Annotated in this window: 16 protein-coding genes; 6 read left to right on the top strand and 10 right to left on the bottom strand. The window is 63.4% G+C overall.

Annotated elements, in window-relative coordinates:
* The first annotated feature begins 108 nt into the window (after positions 1-108).
* From PQ457_RS15060 to PQ457_RS15075, 4 genes are all read left to right on the top strand, one after another.
* Entirely contained in the window at positions 109-1,224 is a 1,116-nt protein-coding gene (locus PQ457_RS15060; RefSeq protein ID WP_273617599.1) for a Gfo/Idh/MocA family protein, read from the top strand.
* Positions 1,225-1,235: 11 nt separating this feature from the next.
* Positions 1,236-2,288: a sugar phosphate isomerase/epimerase family protein gene (locus tag PQ457_RS15065; RefSeq protein WP_273617600.1), complete on the top strand. Its 1,053-nt coding sequence runs from the start codon at positions 1,236-1,238 to the stop codon at positions 2,286-2,288.
* A gap of 144 nt (positions 2,289-2,432) precedes the next feature.
* Positions 2,433-3,428, top strand: coding sequence for an aldo/keto reductase (locus tag PQ457_RS15070; protein ID WP_273617601.1), 996 nt, complete (start codon positions 2,433-2,435; stop codon positions 3,426-3,428).
* Positions 3,429-3,532: 104 nt separating this feature from the next.
* Entirely contained in the window at positions 3,533-4,432 is a 900-nt protein-coding gene (locus PQ457_RS15075) for a LysR family transcriptional regulator (protein ID WP_273617602.1), read from the top strand.
* Positions 4,433-4,443: 11 nt separating this feature from the next.
* Here PQ457_RS15075 and ribA read toward each other — a convergent pair whose 3' ends face one another.
* The 7 genes from ribA to PQ457_RS15110 all read right to left on the bottom strand — a co-directional run bounded on the left by ribA (position 4,444) and on the right by PQ457_RS15110 (position 10,710).
* Positions 4,444-5,493: a GTP cyclohydrolase II gene (ribA, locus tag PQ457_RS15080; RefSeq protein WP_273617603.1), complete on the bottom strand. Its 1,050-nt coding sequence runs from the start codon at positions 5,491-5,493 to the stop codon at positions 4,444-4,446.
* Positions 5,493-6,281 carry an exodeoxyribonuclease III gene (locus PQ457_RS15085; RefSeq protein ID WP_273617604.1) on the bottom strand — a complete coding sequence of 263 codons (789 nt, stop codon included), beginning with the start codon at positions 6,279-6,281 and terminating at the stop codon, positions 5,493-5,495. Before PQ457_RS15085 ends, ribA begins: the two co-directional genes overlap by 1 nt.
* Positions 6,282-6,558: 277 nt before the next feature.
* Complete coding sequence (locus PQ457_RS15090) at positions 6,559-7,188, bottom strand: LolA family protein (protein WP_273617605.1); 630 nt, start codon at positions 7,186-7,188, stop codon at positions 6,559-6,561.
* A 105-nt stretch (positions 7,189-7,293) separates the two neighbouring features.
* Positions 7,294-7,461, bottom strand: coding sequence for a 50S ribosomal protein L33 (gene rpmG / locus PQ457_RS15095; RefSeq protein ID WP_168603399.1), 168 nt, complete (start codon positions 7,459-7,461; stop codon positions 7,294-7,296).
* Positions 7,462-7,620: 159 nt separating this feature from the next.
* Positions 7,621-7,899, bottom strand: coding sequence for a hypothetical protein (locus PQ457_RS15100; RefSeq protein WP_273617606.1), 279 nt, complete (start codon positions 7,897-7,899; stop codon positions 7,621-7,623).
* Between the two features lie 110 nt (positions 7,900-8,009).
* Positions 8,010-8,825: an undecaprenyl-diphosphate phosphatase gene (locus PQ457_RS15105; protein ID WP_273617607.1), complete on the bottom strand. Its 816-nt coding sequence runs from the start codon at positions 8,823-8,825 to the stop codon at positions 8,010-8,012.
* Positions 8,826-8,859: 34 nt separating this feature from the next.
* Positions 8,860-10,710: an ABC transporter transmembrane domain-containing protein gene (locus tag PQ457_RS15110; RefSeq protein ID WP_420540945.1), complete on the bottom strand. Its 1,851-nt coding sequence runs from the start codon at positions 10,708-10,710 to the stop codon at positions 8,860-8,862.
* A 200-nt stretch (positions 10,711-10,910) separates the two neighbouring features.
* On the opposite strand from PQ457_RS15110, the gene PQ457_RS15115 reads away from it, so the two are divergent.
* Positions 10,911-12,137 carry a polyhydroxyalkanoate depolymerase gene (locus tag PQ457_RS15115; RefSeq protein ID WP_273617608.1) on the top strand — a complete coding sequence of 409 codons (1,227 nt, stop codon included), beginning with the start codon at positions 10,911-10,913 and terminating at the stop codon, positions 12,135-12,137.
* A gap of 18 nt (positions 12,138-12,155) precedes the next feature.
* Here the strand turns inward: PQ457_RS15115 and PQ457_RS15120 are convergent, their stop codons facing one another.
* Together PQ457_RS15120 and PQ457_RS15125 are read right to left on the bottom strand one after the other, a co-directional pair.
* Complete coding sequence (locus PQ457_RS15120) at positions 12,156-14,075, bottom strand: acyltransferase family protein (RefSeq protein ID WP_273617609.1); 1,920 nt, start codon at positions 14,073-14,075, stop codon at positions 12,156-12,158.
* On the bottom strand, positions 14,075-14,989 hold the full coding sequence (locus tag PQ457_RS15125) for an SGNH/GDSL hydrolase family protein (protein ID WP_273617610.1): 915 nt from the start codon (positions 14,987-14,989) through the stop codon (positions 14,075-14,077). Before PQ457_RS15125 ends, PQ457_RS15120 begins: the two co-directional genes overlap by 1 nt.
* Before the next feature lie 219 nt (positions 14,990-15,208).
* Here PQ457_RS15125 and PQ457_RS15130 point away from each other — a divergent pair, with 219 nt between their 5' ends.
* Positions 15,209-16,171, top strand: a complete 963-nt coding sequence (locus tag PQ457_RS15130; RefSeq protein ID WP_273617611.1) for an FkbM family methyltransferase — start codon at positions 15,209-15,211, stop codon at positions 16,169-16,171.
* Here PQ457_RS15130 and PQ457_RS15135 read toward each other — a convergent pair.
* Positions 16,160-17,254 carry an acyltransferase family protein gene (locus PQ457_RS15135; RefSeq protein ID WP_273617612.1) on the bottom strand — a complete coding sequence of 365 codons (1,095 nt, stop codon included), beginning with the start codon at positions 17,252-17,254 and terminating at the stop codon, positions 16,160-16,162. The two genes, PQ457_RS15130 and PQ457_RS15135, sit on opposite strands and share 12 nt — an antisense overlap.
* Between the last annotated feature and the right edge of the window lie 14 nt (positions 17,255-17,268).

The raw sequence follows: 17,268 nt of genomic DNA on the forward strand, positions 1-17,268 counted from the left end.
ACCCGTTGGTGGCCGCCCGACTTGACAGATTTGCCGAAGCGTGAATAAATCAGAATTTCAATTCTGGTTACTGACGGGCCAAAGAAGCCTGTCCCCTGGGAGATGACAATGCGCCGCTTGCGGATGGGAATGATCGGTGGTGGGCCGGGTGCTTTTATCGGCCCGGTGCATCGGATAGCGGCGGAAATGGACCGCGAGATCGAGCTGGTGGCCGGCGCCTTCAGCTCCAGCGCGGAAAAGTCGCGCGCGGCGGGCGAGGCCTATCGGATCGATCCCTCGCGCGCCTATGCCGACATCGCCACCATGCTGAGCGAGGAGGCCAAACGCACCGATCCGATTGATTTCGTGGCGATCACCACGCCCAACCATATGCACCTGCCCGCCGCCAAGGCCGCGCTGGAGGCAGGCTTTGCGGTGATCTGCGACAAGCCCGCGACGACCACGCTGGCGCAGGCTCATGAACTGGCCGCGATCGTGGAAAAGGCGGGCAAGCCCTTTGCGCTGACCTATACCTATTCGGGCTATCCGCTGGTGCGCGAGGCGCGCGCGCGCCTCGCGGCGGGCGCGCTGGGCGCGATCCGCAAGGTGGTGGTGGAATATCCGCAAGGGTGGCTCTCCAAGCCCGCAACCGGCAAGCAGGCCGAATGGCGCGGCGATCCGGCGCGCAGCGGCGTGGGCGGCTGCGTGGCGGACATCGGCGTTCATGCCTTCCATCTGGCCGAATTTATCACGGGCCTGCAGGTCACGGAGATCCTTGCCGATCTGGGCACGGTCGTTCCGGGCCGCCGCGTCGATGACGATTGCCAGATCCTGCTGCGTTTCGCCAATGGTGCGCGCGGCGCCTTGCTGGCCAGCCAGATTTCGGTGGGCGAACGCAATGGCCTGACCATCCGCATCTATGGCGAAAAGGCGGGGCTGCGCTGGCGCCAGGAAGATCCGAACATGCTCTGGATCTATCACGATGACGGCCGCAGCGAGTTGGTGCAGGCGGGCGATCCGGGCCTTGGGCCCGATGCCGTCCGCGCCAGCCGCACCCCCGGCGGCCACCCTGAAGGCTATCTCGAAGCCTTCGCCAATCTCTACCGCGACTTCGCGCGCCAGATCCGGGGCGAGGAAGGCTCGCTGGTCCCCGGCATCGCCGACGGCCTGCGCGGCATGGCACTGATCGAACAGTCCGTTGCGCTGTCTCAGGCAGGCGCGGGCTGGACCAAATTCACGGTTTAAGGAACCGAAACATGAAGACCATCAAAGGCCCCGGCATTTTCCTCGCGCAATTTGCGGGCGATGCCGCGCCGTTCAATTCGCTGCCCGCCATTGCCGACTATATGGCCGGGCTGGGCTATAAGGGCATCCAGATCCCGAGCTGGGATGGGCGCCTGTTCGATCTGGCCAAAGCGGCCGAGAGCCAGACCTATTGCGATGATATCAAGGGGATGCTGGCCGACAAGGGGCTGGAGATCACCGAGCTTTCGACGCATTTGCAGGGTCAGTTGGTCGCGGTTCACCCCGCCTATGACGCGCAGTTCGACGGCTTTGCCGCCGAACATGTGCGCGGCAATCCCACCGCGCGCCAGGCATGGGCGGTGGAACAGATGCACTTTGCCGCCAAGGCAAGCGCGCGTCTGGGCCTCGTCACCCATGCCTCCTTCCCCGGCGCGCTGGCATGGCCCTATGTCTATCCTTGGCCCCAACGTCCCGCAGGGCTTGTCGAGGATGCCTTTGACGAACTAGCCCGCCGCTGGAAGCCGATCCTTGATGTGTTTGATGAAAACGGCGTCGATATCGGTTTCGAACTGCATCCGGGCGAAGACCTGCACGATGGCGTGACCTTCGAGATGTTCCTTGAGCGCGTGAACAACCATCCGCGCGCCAACATCCTGTACGACCCGTCGCATTTCGTGCTGCAATGTCTGGATTATGTCCAGTTCATCGACATCTATCACGAACGCATCAAATGCTTCCATGTGAAGGATGCCGAATTCCGCCCCTCGGGCCGCAGCGGCGTCTATGGCGGCTATCAGAGCTGGGTCAACCGCCCCGGCCGCTTCCGCAGCCTTGGCGACGGTCAGGTCGATTTCAGCCAGATCTTCTCCAAGATGGCGCAGTATGACTATGCCGGCTGGGCCGTGCTGGAATGGGAATGCGCGCTCAAGCACCCCGAAGTGGGCGCTGCCGAAGGCGCCCCCTTCATCGCCAAGCACATCATCCCCGTCACCGAGCACGCCTTCGACGATTTCGCCTCGGGCGGCGAGGATCGGGAATTGAACAAGCGCCTGATGGGCCTGTAAATGGGCCGAGGCGGCATGCGGGAAGGGTTCCCTCACCTTTCATGAAGAATATTCATAACCGCATGCCGCCATCCCCTGCTAATCCTCATAAGCCATTCGGGCTAAAAGCCCGGTCACACCCACCCTTTTCGGAGTGACCGGCTTATGAAAATCCGTCAGCTTGGCCAGAACGGCCCGCAAGTTTCCGCCCTTGGCTATGGCTGCATGGGGCTGGATTTCGGCTATGCCAACACGCTCTCGCGCGCCGATGGCGTGGCCATGATCCGCGCGGCGGTCGAGCGCGGCGTGACCTTCTTCGACACCGCCGAGGTCTATGGCCCATGGACCAATGAGGAAACCGTGGGCGAGGCACTCGAACCCTTCAAGGGGCAGGTGGTGATCGCCACCAAGTTCGGCTTTGACATCGACCCGGAAACCGGCGCGATGCGCGGTGTTTCCAGCCACCCCGACCGCATCCGCGCCGTGGCCGAAGCCTCGCTGAAGCGTCTGCGTGTGGATGCGCTGGACGTGTTTTACCAGCACCGCGTCGATCCCAATGTGCCGATCGAGGATGTCGCCGGAACCGTGCGCGACCTGATGGCCGAGGGCAAAGTCCGCCATTTCGGCATGAGCGAGCCGAGCGCCGCCACGCTGCGCCGCGCCCATGCGGTCCAGCCGGTGGCCATGCTGCAAAACGAATATTCGCTCTGGACGCGGCAGGTTGAAACCAACGGCATTCTCGACGCCTGTGACGAACTGGGTATCGGCCTTGTCCCCTATTCGCCGCTGGGCAAGGGCTTCCTGACCGGCGCGATCACCAGCACGGCGGACGTGTCGCAGGGCGATTTCCGCGCCACTTTGCCGCGTTTTCAGGCCGATGCGCTGGCCGCCAATCAGGCGCTGGTCGATGGACTGAAAGTGATTGCCGCCCAGCATGGCGCCACCCCCGCCCAGATCGCGCTGGCATGGCTGCTGGCCCAGCGGCCCTTTATTGTCCCCATCCCCGGCACGACCAGGCTGCACCGGCTGGAGGAGAACCTCGGCGCGGCCGACATCACCCTGTCGGACACCGATCTGGCCCAGATCGGCCTGCTGCTGGCGGGAATCGAGGTCCATGGCGCGCGCTATACTCCGGCGGCCGAAGCGATGACGGGCCTGTGAAACACCGGGTCAGGATCATCGCGCGATGGTCTTGACCATGGCCTTTGGCGGCGCGGCACCTTATGCCTCTACGGGTTTGAACGGCAAGGGACAGGAGGCCCAACATGGCGGTTGACCGCACCGATCTGCCCGATCTGGCGGCCTTTCTGGTGGTGTCGGAGGAACGCAGCTTTACCCGCGCGGCGGCCAAGCTGGGCGTGTCGCAATCGGCCTTGAGCCACACGATGCGGCGGCTGGAGGCCAAGATGGGGGTGCGGCTGCTGACACGCACCACGCGCTCGGTGTCCCCCACCGAGGCGGGCGAGCGGCTGGTGGCGGTGATCGGCCCGGCGCTCGACCAGATCCATGCCGGGATCGGCGAGATCACCCGGATGCGTGAGCGCCCCGCAGGCAATATCCGCATCACCGCCTCCGAACATGCCGCGCGCAGCCTGCTGTGGCCTGCCCTCACCCGCATCCTGCCGCTCTATCCCGACATCCATGTCGAGGTCAGCATCAACAACGGCTTTGTCGATATCGTCGAGGAGCGTTTCGACGCGGGCATCCGCTTGGGCGAGGCAATTGCGCGCGACATGATCGCGGTGCGCATCGGACCCGCGCTGCGCATGGCCTGTGTCGGTTCGCCCGATTATTTCGCCCGCCACCCCAAACCCCAGACCCCCCAGGATCTGGCCCAGCACAATTGCATCAACCTGCGCCTGCCCAGCAGCGGCGGGCTTTATGCGTGGGAGTTTGAAAAGGACGGGCGCGTGATGAACGTCCGCGTCGAGGGGCAATTGACCTTTGGCGGATCAGGCATGCTGATGCAGGCGGCCGAGGCGGGCATGGGCCTGATCATGACCATCGACGATATGGTGCATGAAGGCGTGGCCTCGGGCCGTCTGGTGCGGGTGCTGGAGGACTGGTGCCCGCCCTTTGCCGGATACCACCTCTATTACCCCAGCCGCCGTCAGGCCTCGCCCGCCTTTGCTCTGCTGGTCGATGCCCTTCGGTATCGGGGTTGACGGCGCGCCCGTTAAAGAAAATGGCCCGAACGGTCCCTTTTGGTGGCCAGATAGCGCGCATTGTGCGGATTGGCGGGCAAGGCATGGGCCACACGCTCGATCACATTGACGCCCACCGATTTCAAGGTTTCGACCTTGGCCGGATTGTTGGTCATCAAGCGGATGCCATGCACGCCCAGCAGTTCGAGCATCCGCGCCGCCACCGGGAAATCGCGCGCCTCATTGGGCAGGCCCAGACGCTGGTTGGCGTCCACAGTGTCAAAGCCCTGATCCTGAAGCTGATAGGCGCGCAGCTTGTTGACCAGCCCAATGCCGCGCCCTTCCTGACGCAGATAGAGCAGCACGCCCCAGCCGCCCTTGTTGGCCTCATCCGCCATCGCGGCCAGCGCGGCATCAAGCTGCGGCCCGCAATCGCATTTCAAACTGCCCAGCACATCGCCCGTCAGGCATTCGGAATGGAGCCGCACCAAAGGCACCCGGTCCGCGCTCTGCCGCCCCAGCACAAGGGCGACATGTTCGCGCAGATCATCGAGCGCGCGGAAGGCGACGATCTGCGCGCTCTCGCACACCGAGACAGGCAGGCGCGCGCGCGAGGCGATGCTCAGGTGGCGGGGGTCTTTCCAGTCCTCGAGATCGGCGGCGGAAACCTCCTGCGCTTCCTCGACCCCGCTGGGATCGACGAGGAAAGCGGGCAGCACGCCCGCCAGACGCGCCAGTTCCATCGCGGCCACCGCGCTGTCATGATCGTCAATTGGCTGGGCCAGAAACGGGCCTTTGAGCGGATTGGCCAGATCGAGCGCCGGATCGGCCATCGCGCGGGCCAGCGCCAGATCGAAGCCTTCGGCCCCGCGAATCAGCACCGGGCTTTCGGGTTCTGCGGCATCGCGCTGGTTGGCCAGTTTGAGCGTGGCGGCCCGCGCCGCCGAAATCAGCATCCGGCGCGCGGACACATCGGCGCCAAAGCCCGTCTCCGCAGGCAGCAGCACCCAAGGCCCCACCCGCACCGCCCAGCCATGGCGCAGCGCATCGAGCGCACGCGCAACCCGCCGTGTCGCGCTCATTACAGATCAAACTCGGTGATCAGCGGCACGTGGTCCGAGCATTTTTCCCAATCGCGGGCATCCTCGAACACGCGATGCGCGCGGGCCTGCGCGGCCACCGATGGCGAGCCCCAGATATGGTCGAGGCGGCGGCCCTTGTCGTTAACCCGCCAGTCCTTGGCGCGATAGGACCACCAGGAATAATAACGCTGGGGCGCGGTGATCAACTGGCGGCCGATATCGACGAAATCATGCGCGGCCTGAAAACGCGCCAGCGTCTCGACCTCGATCGGCGTATGGCTGACCACCTTCAAAAGCGCCTTGTGGCTCCAGACATCGCTTTCCAGCGGCGCGATATTGAAATCGCCAAGGATGATGGTGGGGTCCTTCACCGCCCCGGCCCACTCGGTCATGCGGGCCAGAAAATCGAGCTTTTGCCCAAATTTGGGATTGATCTCGCGGTCCGGTTCATCGCCCCCCGCCGGGATATAGACATTCTCGACCACCACGCCGCAGCCATCGAGCCGCACGCCGACATGGCGCGCCTCGCCATTGGCCTGCCAATCGTGGCGCGAGATTTCGGTGAAGGGGATGCGCGATACCGTGGCCACGCCGTGATAGCCCTTCTGACCATGCACCGCCTGATAGGTATAGCCCAGATCGGCAAAGGCCTGCGCGGGAAACAGTTCGGCCACTGTCTTGATTTCCTGAAGACACAGAACGTCAGGCCCATGCTCCTTCAGATAGCGTTCGACCAGCGGCATACGCAGCCGCACCGAGTTGATGTTCCAGGTGGCGATAGAGATCATGGCGCAGGGCTTTAGAGCATCATGCCGAAGGGTGGCAATCCATTCCCGGTTTCGGCAAAAGAAAACCCTCGCTCCCCGGGGGCATGGGGAGCGAGGGTCCGTGTGTGCGTTCGTCACGCTGACATGCGGATCTCATTAGAGATGTGGGCAACAGGGGGGAAAACCCACCAACTCGTCCGCCTTGTCGAAGATCTGTATAGGCCGCCTTGCCTTGCTCTCTTATGAACGAGATCAGCAGCATTGTCGCAGATTGTCACAACAATGAAATTTAATCGTATCAGCGCCGGACATTGGGCCGAACGTCGAGATAACGGAAAAGATCATCGCCCAGTTCAACGCCATATTGATGGCCCGAAAGGATAATCGTGGTGCGCCGGTTCTGCGCGTCCACCGTCTGCCAGCCCACCAGTTCCATCCCGCCCGGCACCCCGGCCTTATGAGCAAAGCTGAGCGTCATGACGCCATATTCGGGATGCATGCGGTCGGTCACGCGGATATTGGTGACATGGGGGTCAAGGCTGGGCAGCAGCGTGCCATATTGCGCCACGTCCTTGGCCGGGTTCAGCAGCGCGCCCATCGGGCTTTTGCCAATCGGCCAGCGCTGGGTCTGCTTGACCTCCGAATCGATAATGGTCAGCGCCTTGCCGTCCGAAATGATCAGCACCGGATAGCCGCGCTGATACTGGAAACGGATCTTGCCGGGCCGCTTCAGGCTCAGCACGCCGGTCACCTGCTGGCCGGTGGCCTCCGAGCGCTGAACGAAATTGGCGCGCATCGTGTCGATCCCGCGCAGGGCCGCAACGGCCTGGGCGATCTGGGCCGAACCATTGGCCCCCACGGCATTGGCCATCGCAGGGGTCGGGGCCACAAGCGAAAGGGCCGCCGGTCCCGCAACCAGCAGCCCCATGGCCAGGCACAGCATCCTGCGACGCGGCGCCAAGTGATTCGATAAGATCTGAGCTTTGTTCATGCCCGCACTTATAGCGAGGCCGGCTTGAACCGCTCCTGAATCTTACTTGATCTTGGCTTCCTTGAATTCCACGTGCTTGCGGGCAACGGGATCATACTTGCGGAAGCTGAACTTTTCCGTGGTGTTGCGCGGGTTCTTCTTGGTCACATAGAAGAAGCCGGTGTTGGCGCTGGAAACCAGACGGATCTTGACGGTTGCGGGCTTTGCCATGACACTTTCCTAATTGTTCCAGACCCGGTCCTTGCATCGCTGAGACAGCGGCGCGCCAACCAGGACAAAATTCACATGAGCCAAGCGGCACCTTGCGCGCCGCCCAACAAGAGGGTGGCCCCATGCTTTAGCCGGGGCGCAGAGTCAAGCAAGACTTGCCTATCGGCGCTTGTAATATTTGGAGTGAACCGGCCGAAGCAGCGCCGAGGCGACATGAACCAGCACCACCAGCCCGGCCGCCCCTGCCGCGGCAAAGGCGGCATAGGTGCGGTCCAGCCCCTGAAGCAGCGCGCCCGAGCCCATCGCCCCCACCACAAAGGCCCCGATCATCCCAAAGCCCATATCGGCCAGCCGCGTGATAATCCCCACGCGGCGCAGCAAGGCTCCGGTCAGCAGGCCGACGATGGCACCGATCAGCAAAAGGGCAAGCAGGGTCATGGCGCGAATCCTTTCCGGCCTAAGGATACTACAAACCTGCGCAAACACTTATGGGTCTTTTTGACGGCCCGAAAATCGACTCGCGCGATTTTCGGGCCGGAGCGGCGCATTTATCCCATATGCCCCAGCGCATAGATCGCCACCGCGCCAGCGATAATGCGATAGATCGCAAAGGGCGTGAAGCCACGGCGGCTGATATAGGTGACAAAGCCCTTGATGACGGCCAGCGCCACCACGAAGGACACGACAAATCCCACCGCGATCTCGCTCATCCCCACCGCAGAGGTGCCCGCCGCCAGTTCATGGCGATGGCTGGCCAATTGCAGCACGGTCGCGCCCAGCATGGTGGGAATGGCAAGGAAGAAGCTGAATTCGGCCGCCGTCGAACGGTTGATGCCCATGCACAGCGCGCCCATGATCGTGGCGCCCGAACGCGACACGCCCGGCACCATGGCCAGACATTGCATCAGCCCCACGCCAAAGCATTTGGCCACCGGCAGTTGCCCGATGCCGACATAATCGCCGCCCTTGGCAAAGCGCTCGATGGCGATGATCGCCACGCCGCCCACCACCAGCGCCCATGCCACCACCATCGGGCTTTCGAGCAGGATGTCGATCTTCTTTTTGAAGATCAGCCCCAGCACCACGGCGGGCATGAAGGCCACCAAAAGGTTGATAATGAACTGGATCGCGGTCTTTTCGCCGCGAATCAGCCCCAGACCCACCGCCCAGAACGTGCGCCAATAGAGCACCACCACGGCCAGAATCGCACCCAATTGGATCACGATGTTGAACACCGACCATTGCGCATCGTCATAGCCGAACAGCTTGGCGGCAAGGATCAGGTGGCCCGTGGAGGAGACGGGCAGAAATTCCGTCAGACCTTCGACAATGCCGAGCAGGATGGCGGTGACAAGCAAGGGCATGAGATGTCCTTAAAATTCGGGGGAGAGGAGGATATTACGCTTCGCTGGCAAAAGCGCGTTCGTCAAATTGCAAACTTGCAAGGCGGGCATAAAGTCCGCCCGCCTGCGTCAATTCCTCGTGGCGGCCCAGTTCGACGATGCGCCCGCCCTCCATCACCACGATCCGGTCGGCCTGACGCACGGTGGCCAGACGGTGCGCGATGACCAGCGTGGTGCGTCCAGCCATCAGACGGTCGAGCGCATCCTGCACCAGCCGCTCGCTTTCGGCGTCCAGCGCGGATGTGGCCTCGTCAAGCAGCAGGATCGGCGCATCGCGCAGGATCGCGCGGGCAATCGCCATGCGCTGGCGCTGACCGCCCGAGAGGCGCGCGCCGTTTTCGCCAAGGAATGTGTCCAGCCCCTCGGGCAGGTCGCGCAGGAAGCCCTCCGCATTGGCCGCGCGGGCCGCTTCCCAGATCGCATCATCGCTGGCGTCCCAATTGCCATAGCGCAGATTGTCGCGCGCGCTGGCGGCAAACAGCACGCCCTCCTGCGGCACCAAGGCCATGCGCTGGCGGATCTCGGCCGGGTCGGCCCCGGTCAGGGGCACGCCGTCCAGCTTGATCGCCCCGCCCTGCGGATCATAGAATCGCTCGGCCAGTTGGAAGATCGTCGATTTGCCCGCCCCCGAAGGGCCGACAATCGCCACCGTCTCGCCCGGCTCAACCTTGAGGTCGAAATTGGCCAGCGCCGCCACTTCGGGCCGGGTGGGATAGCGGAAGGTCACGTTCTCAAAGCTGATCTGGCCCCGTGCCGGGCTGGGCAGGGCAATCGGCTTGGCCGGCGGCGCAATCGCGGGCCGCTCGTTAAGCAATTCGGACAGGCGACTCGCCGCGCCGGCCGCGCGCACCAGATCGCCGTAAACCTCGGTCAGCGAGCCAAAGGCCCCCGCCACCAAAGCGCCGGTCAGCACGAATTGGGCGATGATCCCGCCCGAAATCTCGCCGCTGGCCACGCCCTGCGCCCCGCGCCACATCAGCAGCACCAGCGAGCCCAGCACCAGCAGCGTCACCACGCTGGTCATGGTCGAACGGATCTTGATCCGGCGCAGCGCGGTGCCGAAGCTGCGCTCGACGGCGGCGGCGAAACGGTCGCTCTCGCGCACTTCCTGATTAAAGGCCTGCACAATGCGCGCCGCGCCCAGCACCTCGGTCACCATCGCGCCGATGTCGGCGATGCGGTCCTGGCTGGATCGCGACTCGCGGCGCAGACGCCGCCCGAACCACACGATCGGCCCCACCACCACCGGAATGGCAATCACCAGCATCCCCGTCAGTTTCGGCGCGAGAAAGAAGAGGATGGCGATGCCGACAATCGCGGTAATCGCATTGCGCAGCGCCACCGACACCGTCGTGCCCACCACCTGTTCGATAAGCGCGGTGTCGGCCGTCATGCGGCTGGAAATTTCCTTGGGGCTGTTTTCCTCGAAAAAGCTGGGCGGTTGGCGCAGCAGATTGCGCTGAACCGCGAGGCGGACATCGGCCACCACGCGTTCGCCCAGCCACGAGACATTGAAGAAACGCACCGCCGTGCCGATCGCCAGCACCGCCACCATCGCCAGCAGCGTTTCGAACCAGCGATCAATCGTGGCCGGATCGCTCCCGCGCGAAAAGCCCTTGTCCACCACTTGCCGGAAACCCCAGGGCACGCTGGCCGTGGTGGCCGAGGTGACGATCAGCGCCGCCCCCGCCATCGCCAGCCGCCCCGGATAGGCCACCGCCGCGCGCCATACCATGCGCAGCGGGCCCAGATCCTTGGACGGCTTGGAGGAAACGGCGGCCTCGCCAGCGGCGCCATCTTGCGCTGTGGCGGGGGAAACGGTTGCTTCGGCTTGGCTCGCAGACATGGGCCAGCGCCCTATAGGATTTTTAGGCGGTTTGGAACCGGGCAAGCAAAGAATGGTTAGCAAGATGAGGGGGGCATATTGCTCCGACTACTGAATAGTAGGCCCAGGTCGGATTGCAACATTGAAGGAATATGGCGATATGTATGACAACAAGCCGATGGCGTATTCCCCCACCATGACGCCGCGCAAGGGATAAGTTGATGTTATACAACGCTTATGAAATGCAACGCAGCCTTCTTTCGGGCGCCAGCGCCTGGGCCTCGGTGATGGCCGAGACGCTAACGAATCCGGCCAATCCGATGGCTGCGCTTGGGTTAGGGCAGGTGATGGCCTCGGCTCTGGATGTTTTTTCCCACGCCGCGATGCCGCGGGGCAAACCCAGTTTCGATATTGAGACGGTGACCGTCGACGGCGTCTCGCACAGTGTGACCGAGGCGATTGTCCAGCATCGCCCCTTCGGCAATCTGCTGCGCTTCAGCCATGACGGGTTGCCCGCCGATGCGCCCAAGCTGCTGATCGTCGCACCGATGAGCGGGCACTATGCCACGCTGCTGCGCGGGACGGTGGCGCGGATGATGGAACGCGCGGTGGTTTACATCACCGACTGGGCCGATGCGAAGATGGTGCCGCTGGAGGCCGGGCGCTTCGATCTGGACGATTATATCGACTATCTGATCGGCTATCTCGAATTCATCGGTCCGAACGCGCATATGCTGGCCGTGTGCCAGCCTTCGGTGCCGGCCTATGCGGCCACGGCGATTATGGGCGCGAACAAGCACCCCTGCCGCCCGCTGACGCTGACCATGATGGGCGGGCCGGTCGACACGCGCGAGGCGCCCACCAGCGTCAATGACGTGGCCGTCACGCGGCCGCTCAGCTGGTTTGAACATCATGTGATCGCGCAGGTTCCGCTGCATTACCCCGGCGCGGGCCGCAAGGTTTACCCCGGCTTCCTGCAATTGGCCGGGTTCATCAGCATGAACCTGCATTCGCACATGATGAGCCATTGGCAGATGTTCAAACATCTGGTCGAGGGCGACGGCGACAGCGCCGATGCGACCAAGGGCTTTTACGAGGAATATCGCAGCGTCTGCGACATGACCTCGGATTTCTATCTCCAGACCATCGAGCATGTGTTCCAGAAACACTCGCTGCCCAAGGGCGAATTTGTCCATCGCGGCAAGCCGATCGATCTGGGCGCGATCACCGACACCGCGCTGCTGGCGGTCGAGGGCGAGCGCGACGACATCTCCGGCATCGGCCAGACCCGCGCCGCGCTGACGCTGGCGCATAACCTGCCCGAGGCCAACAAGCGCTATCTGCTGGCCGAGAGCGTGGGCCACTACGGCATCTTCAACGGCAGCAAATGGCGCGGAAAGATCGCCCCCGTGGTCGAGGAATGGATGGCCCGGCACGCATCGCGCTGAGCCATCCCTGATGGTCCCTCAGTTTGCGCCGGTCCGAAAGATCGACGCAAACAGAGGGATAAGCACGCGATTGCCCCATTCGGTCATGTGGTGCGTATCGCGGATCAAGGCCCGATGCCCGCGCGTGGCCGTGCAGTTCTGTCCATCGGGACACAGCATCGGCGTGGGGTCCAGCAATTGCACCCCGCATTGACGGTGGGCCTGCTCCATGGCCTCGACGATCATCGCCACTTGCGCCTTATAAGTGGCCAGCGGCATGGTGATGTCGGGCGCCTTGGGATCGGCAATCAAGGCGTGTTGCAGGCTTGAAACCACAGGATCGGGAAATTCGGGATTGGGCAGCATCAGATAGGTCGGTCCGCCCTTGGCCAGCGCGCAGCTTGATGCGATCAGCCTCTCACGCAATTCGGGCCAGTCCGCAGGCTTGCCCGCATCGTCAAAGCTCAGTGTCTTGCCCGCGATCACCCCCTGCCAATAGCCGGTGAGCACCAGCGGTGTCCGGCGCGGCTTTGTCTGGGGCGCCAGATAGGTTTCGAGAAACTGCTGGCATTGGCTTTCGCGGTTCACCGATCGCCCACCCAGCACCGGCGCGCAGGCCGCATAGCCGTTATAGGCCACCGCCCCGTCGGTTCCCGGCGGCAAGGCCGCGATCAGCGCGCTCACCTCATTTTCGCTCATGCTGTCGCCAAGGAATGTGACCGCGACCTTTTTGTGATCGCCCGGCCCCAGCAAACAGGGTTTGGGCACCGGCCCGCCGGTCACGAAGCAGCGATTTGCCCCCTTGGAATAGGGACCGCCGGGCAAAGCCTCAGCCTCCAGCGCGCGCACTTCGGGCGAGAAGCGCTGGGGAAGGCCGCGCGTTTTCCAGAGGGCCGCGCCGCCCACCGCGATCACCAGCATCGCGCCGACATAGGCCAGATGGGCGGTCCATGGATAGGACTTGGCCCCCTTCGTTTTGGCTCCGGCCTGTTCGATCCAGCGCCACGAGGCATGGCCCAGCAGCAGCGAAAGCGCGAAGGCCGCCGCCGCCCAGCGATGATCGCCGATTTTGCCGTAGCGCGTGAGCAGCACAGCCAGCGGCCAGTGCCACAGATAGATCGAATAGGAATTGCGCCCCAGCCATGTGGCCAAGGCATTGCCCGTGATGCGCGAGCGATCCAGCCCTGCCGCGATCACCAGCCCCGCGCCGAGCGTGGGCAGCAGCGTGGCCGGGCCGGGCCAGTTTCCGGCCCGGGCAAAGGCGATCGAAACCGCGATCAGCGCCAGCCCCGCGATCTGGGTCGGCCTTTGCGCCCGGGGCGGAACCGCCGGGGCCAGATAGGCCAGCGCCCCGATCAGCATTTCCCACGCACGCGGCGGCAGCAGGAAAAAGGCGGCGGAGGGCTTGTGTATGCTCAGCCAGAAACACAGGCCGAAGGAGGCCAGCGCCAGCACCGCCAGCATCGGCAGCAGATGGCGCCTGAGACCGACCCGGCACAGGCCCAGCAAGAGCAGCGGATAAAGCAGATAGAATTGCCACTCGACCGAGAGCGACCAGGTATGGAGAAAGAATTTCAGCGTGGAGTCCTGGTCGAAATAACCCGTTTCGCTCCAGAACATCATGTTGGAGAAAAAGGTGATGGCCGAAGCCCCATGCTTGCCGGTGGCAAGCAGGTCCTGCGGCAAGAGCCGGAAGGCGGCAGGCACAAGGACACAGATGACCATGGCCGCCAGCGGGGGAAAGATCCGGCGCGCGCGATCAAGATAGAAATCGGTGGTGCGAAAGACGCCGCGATCCAGACGCCCGACGATGATGCCCGTCATCAGATAGCCCGATATGACGAAAAAGACATCCACCCCGGCAAATCCACCGCCAAGACCGGGAAATCCGAAATGAAAAGCCAGAACCGCCATAACGGCGATTGCCCGCAGCCCGTTGATATCCCCCCGAAAGTTCATCAGGATTTTCCTTTGTCCGGCAGGTTTGCGTAAGATTCCAACCAATGATGGGCCGCAATCGCATCGCCCACCGCCTTGGCCCAGACATGGCGCCCGGCGGGATTGTAATGGATGTGATCGGCCCTCAGCGAGGCAGGCGGAACATCCGCGTCCCGATCAGCCTGATCCTGCGGCAGGGCCGGATTGCCGCCCGCATTGTAGGCCGCGCGTATATCGACATAGTCGTCGCCATAGAGCCGCGAGAGCAGCGCATTGAAATCGACGATGGCCTGATAGGCAGGCGTGCCGCGAGCTTCCTCGGGCCCGGCCTGATTGGGGATGCCCAGCACCAGAAAATGACCGCCCAAGCGGCGCTGCTTCTCGACGATGGCAGCAATGGCGGAGAGCACCTTGTCCTGATCGGCGGGCAAATGGTTGTTGCGCCCGGCACAGATGATCAGGACATCGGCGGGCGGCGCCGGAGGATCGAGCACCAATTCGACATTGCCCGCCATGCTGACCGGCAAGGTCTGGCCCGGATCAGGCGTGAATATGTTGACATCGTGATAGGGCGGATCGCCTTCACCATGCCTCTGATAGGTCCCGCTGATCCCGGCCAGTGTGGCATGGGTGCTGCGAGTCGCGGTATCGCTGGTGCGGAATATTTCGGGCCAGATCGCCGCGATCGGATTGGCGCCTTCATGCAATTCCGGTTCGCTCAGACGCAAATGCACGGGCAAAGCGCCAAAACGCGCGGCGATGGCATCGGCTTTTTGTCCGCCGATTCCCAGATTAACCGCTTGAGCATGAAACCTTTCCCCCAGTTCGGCACCGAAATTGCCGCGGGCCAGACTGTCGCCCAGCACAACAATGACCGGGCTGCGGGTTTCGGCCCGGAGCGGCACGCTCGCGCCCAGCCATAGGGCCGTCGCCAAAAAACACGGGAAAATACGCATAAACATGTCGTATCACGCGATGCTGCATTGCGAAAGAGCGGGACTGGCCGGGGGGCCAAAGCCATTGACGCGCGTTTACCATGGCCAAAGCACGATTTGTCACGATTCGGCACAGCCAAAGAAATTTATAGTTAACCAATCTATATTGCGAATAAGCGTCATGATAGCCAATCCACAATCTATTATCAGGAGAGTGACGTGGCTGTTTCCTTGGCAATGGGTGGCGCCGGCATCGCCGCAGAAGAACTGAAACCCAATCCTGGACTTATACTTAAAACCATTGCCAGCGTGCCGTGGGGCGAGCGAACCTTGCTGCGTTTTTACCGGCGCGTGTACAACCGCTTCTTTCCGCGCAGCCGCGCCACCACCGTGTTTGGCGCCAGTTTCGATTGCGAGGCGGGCGATCTCATTCAGGCGAGCATTCTGCATTTCGGCTTGTGGGAACCGCATATGACGGCGCTGATGAAGCACCTGATCGAGCCGGGGACGGTGATTGTCGATATCGGCGCGAATATCGGCTATTATACGTTGATGTTCAGCCAGTTGACCGGGCCGGAGGGGCGGGTCATCGCGGTGGAGGCCTTGCCGCGACTGGCCGAATATGGGCGGGTCAACAGCGCGCGCAACGGCGCGACCAATGTCGATGTGCGCGGCTGCGCGGTGGCGGCACAGGCGGGCGAGTTAACCATTTACGAAGGGCCGCAAAGCAACATCGGCATGACCAGCCTGCTGCCCGGCGCGCATCGCACCGGCGGGGCCAAGGTGAAGGCCCTCCCGCTCGATCAGGTGTTGAGCGCGCGGGAATGCGCCGATTGCTCCTTCATCAAGATCGACATCGAAGGCGCCGAAGTGCCGGTGCTGAACCAGTTCCTTGACCAGATCGACCGCTTCCCCCGCCGCCCGACGCTGGCGGTGGAGGCCACGCCCGCCGAGGATGGCGCATGGCCGGCCCTGTTCGACCGTTTCGTTGCCGCAGGCTATGTGCCCATCCGCATGTTCAACAGCTATGACTGGCTTGACGCGCTGCATTACGAGGACAAGCCGCTGGAGATCATCCACAGCCTCCCGCGCGAACAGAGCGACCTGTTGATGGTGCATCCCGACAATGCGCGGGCCTTTGCCACGGCGATGAATCTGGTGATGGGCCGCTCAGGCCGCTAAACGCGCTTCTCCCCGGCGCAGCAGCCATCGCTGCGCCGGTTTTTCCACCAGCCGGTAGAGTGCCGCCGAGGCCGCCAGCACGATCATCAGGAACAGGCCCAGCTTGCCCAGCCCCACCGTCAGGTCGGGTCCGACGAAGAGCATCTTGAAGATGATGAACAGCAGGAAGTGGGACAGGTAGGTCGAATAGCTGATCTCGCCCAGCCAGTGCAGCGGGCCGGAACGCAGCAGCCGCGCAGGGGTGCGATCCTCGAGCGAGAGCGCCAGAATGAGCGCGGCAAACACGCCCGGCATATAGGACGCCTCGGGCAGATGCTGCACCACCCCGCCTTCGAGCAGGGCGATCATCGCCGCCCAAACCCCGGTGCAGATATCGGGCACATCGCGCCAGCGCGCCCATAGCATCCGCAGCACATTGCCGGTCCAGAATTCCAGCAGACAACGCATCAGCCCCGTGCGCTGAATCTCATACCCCAGATAGTCATCCGAACCATGCAGCGCGAAATAGGCCCACAGCGCGCTCAGCAAGGCGCAGCCCAGCGCCACCAGCGCGCCGGTCGGCCATTGCCGCCATGGCGCCATAACCACCGTGAAGGGAAACAGCAGATAGGCCGCCCATTCGCAGGAAATCGACCATGCCGGTTCATTCCACATCAGCCCGGCGGTCATGCCCCAATTCTGCATCAGCAGCACATGAAGCGGCAATTCGCCCCAGCGATAGAAGCCTGTATCGCGCCCCGTGGCCGCCAGCAGCCCCACCAGCGCGACAAAACCGCCCAGCAGCACCATATGCAAAGGCCAGATCCGCGCGATCCGCCGCAACCAGAAACGGGCCAGCCCTCGCGCGCCCTGATAGGCCGGATTGTCGGCGCCCGAATGCCACAGCACAAAACCCGACAGGATGAAAAACAGATCGACCGCCAGATAGCCGTGGCTGAGCAAGGCATAGACCATAGGCCCCACGGCGGCTTTCAGCGTGACGCGGGTGTGAAACAGCACCACATACCATGCCGCCAGCCCGCGCAGCCCCGTCAGCGCGTCAAGCTGGGGCGCCAGCGCCCGCGCGCCCGGCAGAGTTACCATCTGCTGCGTCCTGT

This window comes from Novosphingobium humi, from assembly GCF_028607105.1.
Taxonomy (GTDB): domain Bacteria; phylum Pseudomonadota; class Alphaproteobacteria; order Sphingomonadales; family Sphingomonadaceae; genus Novosphingobium; species Novosphingobium humi.

Excerpts from the sequence above, each read along its gene's own strand:
- PQ457_RS15075 (WP_273617602.1), top strand. The coding sequence starts at position 3,533 with ATGGCGGTTGACCGCACCGATCTGCCCGATCTGGCGGCCTTTCTGGTG.
- PQ457_RS15110 (WP_420540945.1), bottom strand. The coding sequence starts at position 10,710 with ATGTCTGCGAGCCAAGCCGAAGCAACCGTTTCCCCCGCCACAGCGCAA.
- PQ457_RS15100 (WP_273617606.1), bottom strand. The coding sequence starts at position 7,899 with ATGACCCTGCTTGCCCTTTTGCTGATCGGTGCCATCGTCGGCCTGCTG.
- PQ457_RS15090 (WP_273617605.1), bottom strand. The coding sequence starts at position 7,188 with ATGGGGCTGCTGGTTGCGGGACCGGCGGCCCTTTCGCTTGTGGCCCCG.
- PQ457_RS15105 (WP_273617607.1), bottom strand. The coding sequence starts at position 8,825 with ATGCCCTTGCTTGTCACCGCCATCCTGCTCGGCATTGTCGAAGGTCTG.
- PQ457_RS15120 (WP_273617609.1), bottom strand. The coding sequence starts at position 14,075 with ATGAACTTTCGGGGGGATATCAACGGGCTGCGGGCAATCGCCGTTATG.
- ribA (WP_273617603.1), bottom strand. The coding sequence starts at position 5,493 with ATGAGCGCGACACGGCGGGTTGCGCGTGCGCTCGATGCGCTGCGCCAT.
- PQ457_RS15065 (WP_273617600.1), top strand. The coding sequence starts at position 1,236 with ATGAAGACCATCAAAGGCCCCGGCATTTTCCTCGCGCAATTTGCGGGC.
- PQ457_RS15085 (WP_273617604.1), bottom strand. The coding sequence starts at position 6,281 with ATGATCTCTATCGCCACCTGGAACATCAACTCGGTGCGGCTGCGTATG.
- rpmG (WP_168603399.1), bottom strand. The coding sequence starts at position 7,461 with ATGGCAAAGCCCGCAACCGTCAAGATCCGTCTGGTTTCCAGCGCCAAC.
- PQ457_RS15115 (WP_273617608.1), top strand. The coding sequence starts at position 10,911 with ATGTTATACAACGCTTATGAAATGCAACGCAGCCTTCTTTCGGGCGCC.
- PQ457_RS15135 (WP_273617612.1), bottom strand. The coding sequence starts at position 17,254 with ATGGTAACTCTGCCGGGCGCGCGGGCGCTGGCGCCCCAGCTTGACGCG.
- PQ457_RS15060 (WP_273617599.1), top strand. The coding sequence starts at position 109 with ATGCGCCGCTTGCGGATGGGAATGATCGGTGGTGGGCCGGGTGCTTTT.
- PQ457_RS15070 (WP_273617601.1), top strand. The coding sequence starts at position 2,433 with ATGAAAATCCGTCAGCTTGGCCAGAACGGCCCGCAAGTTTCCGCCCTT.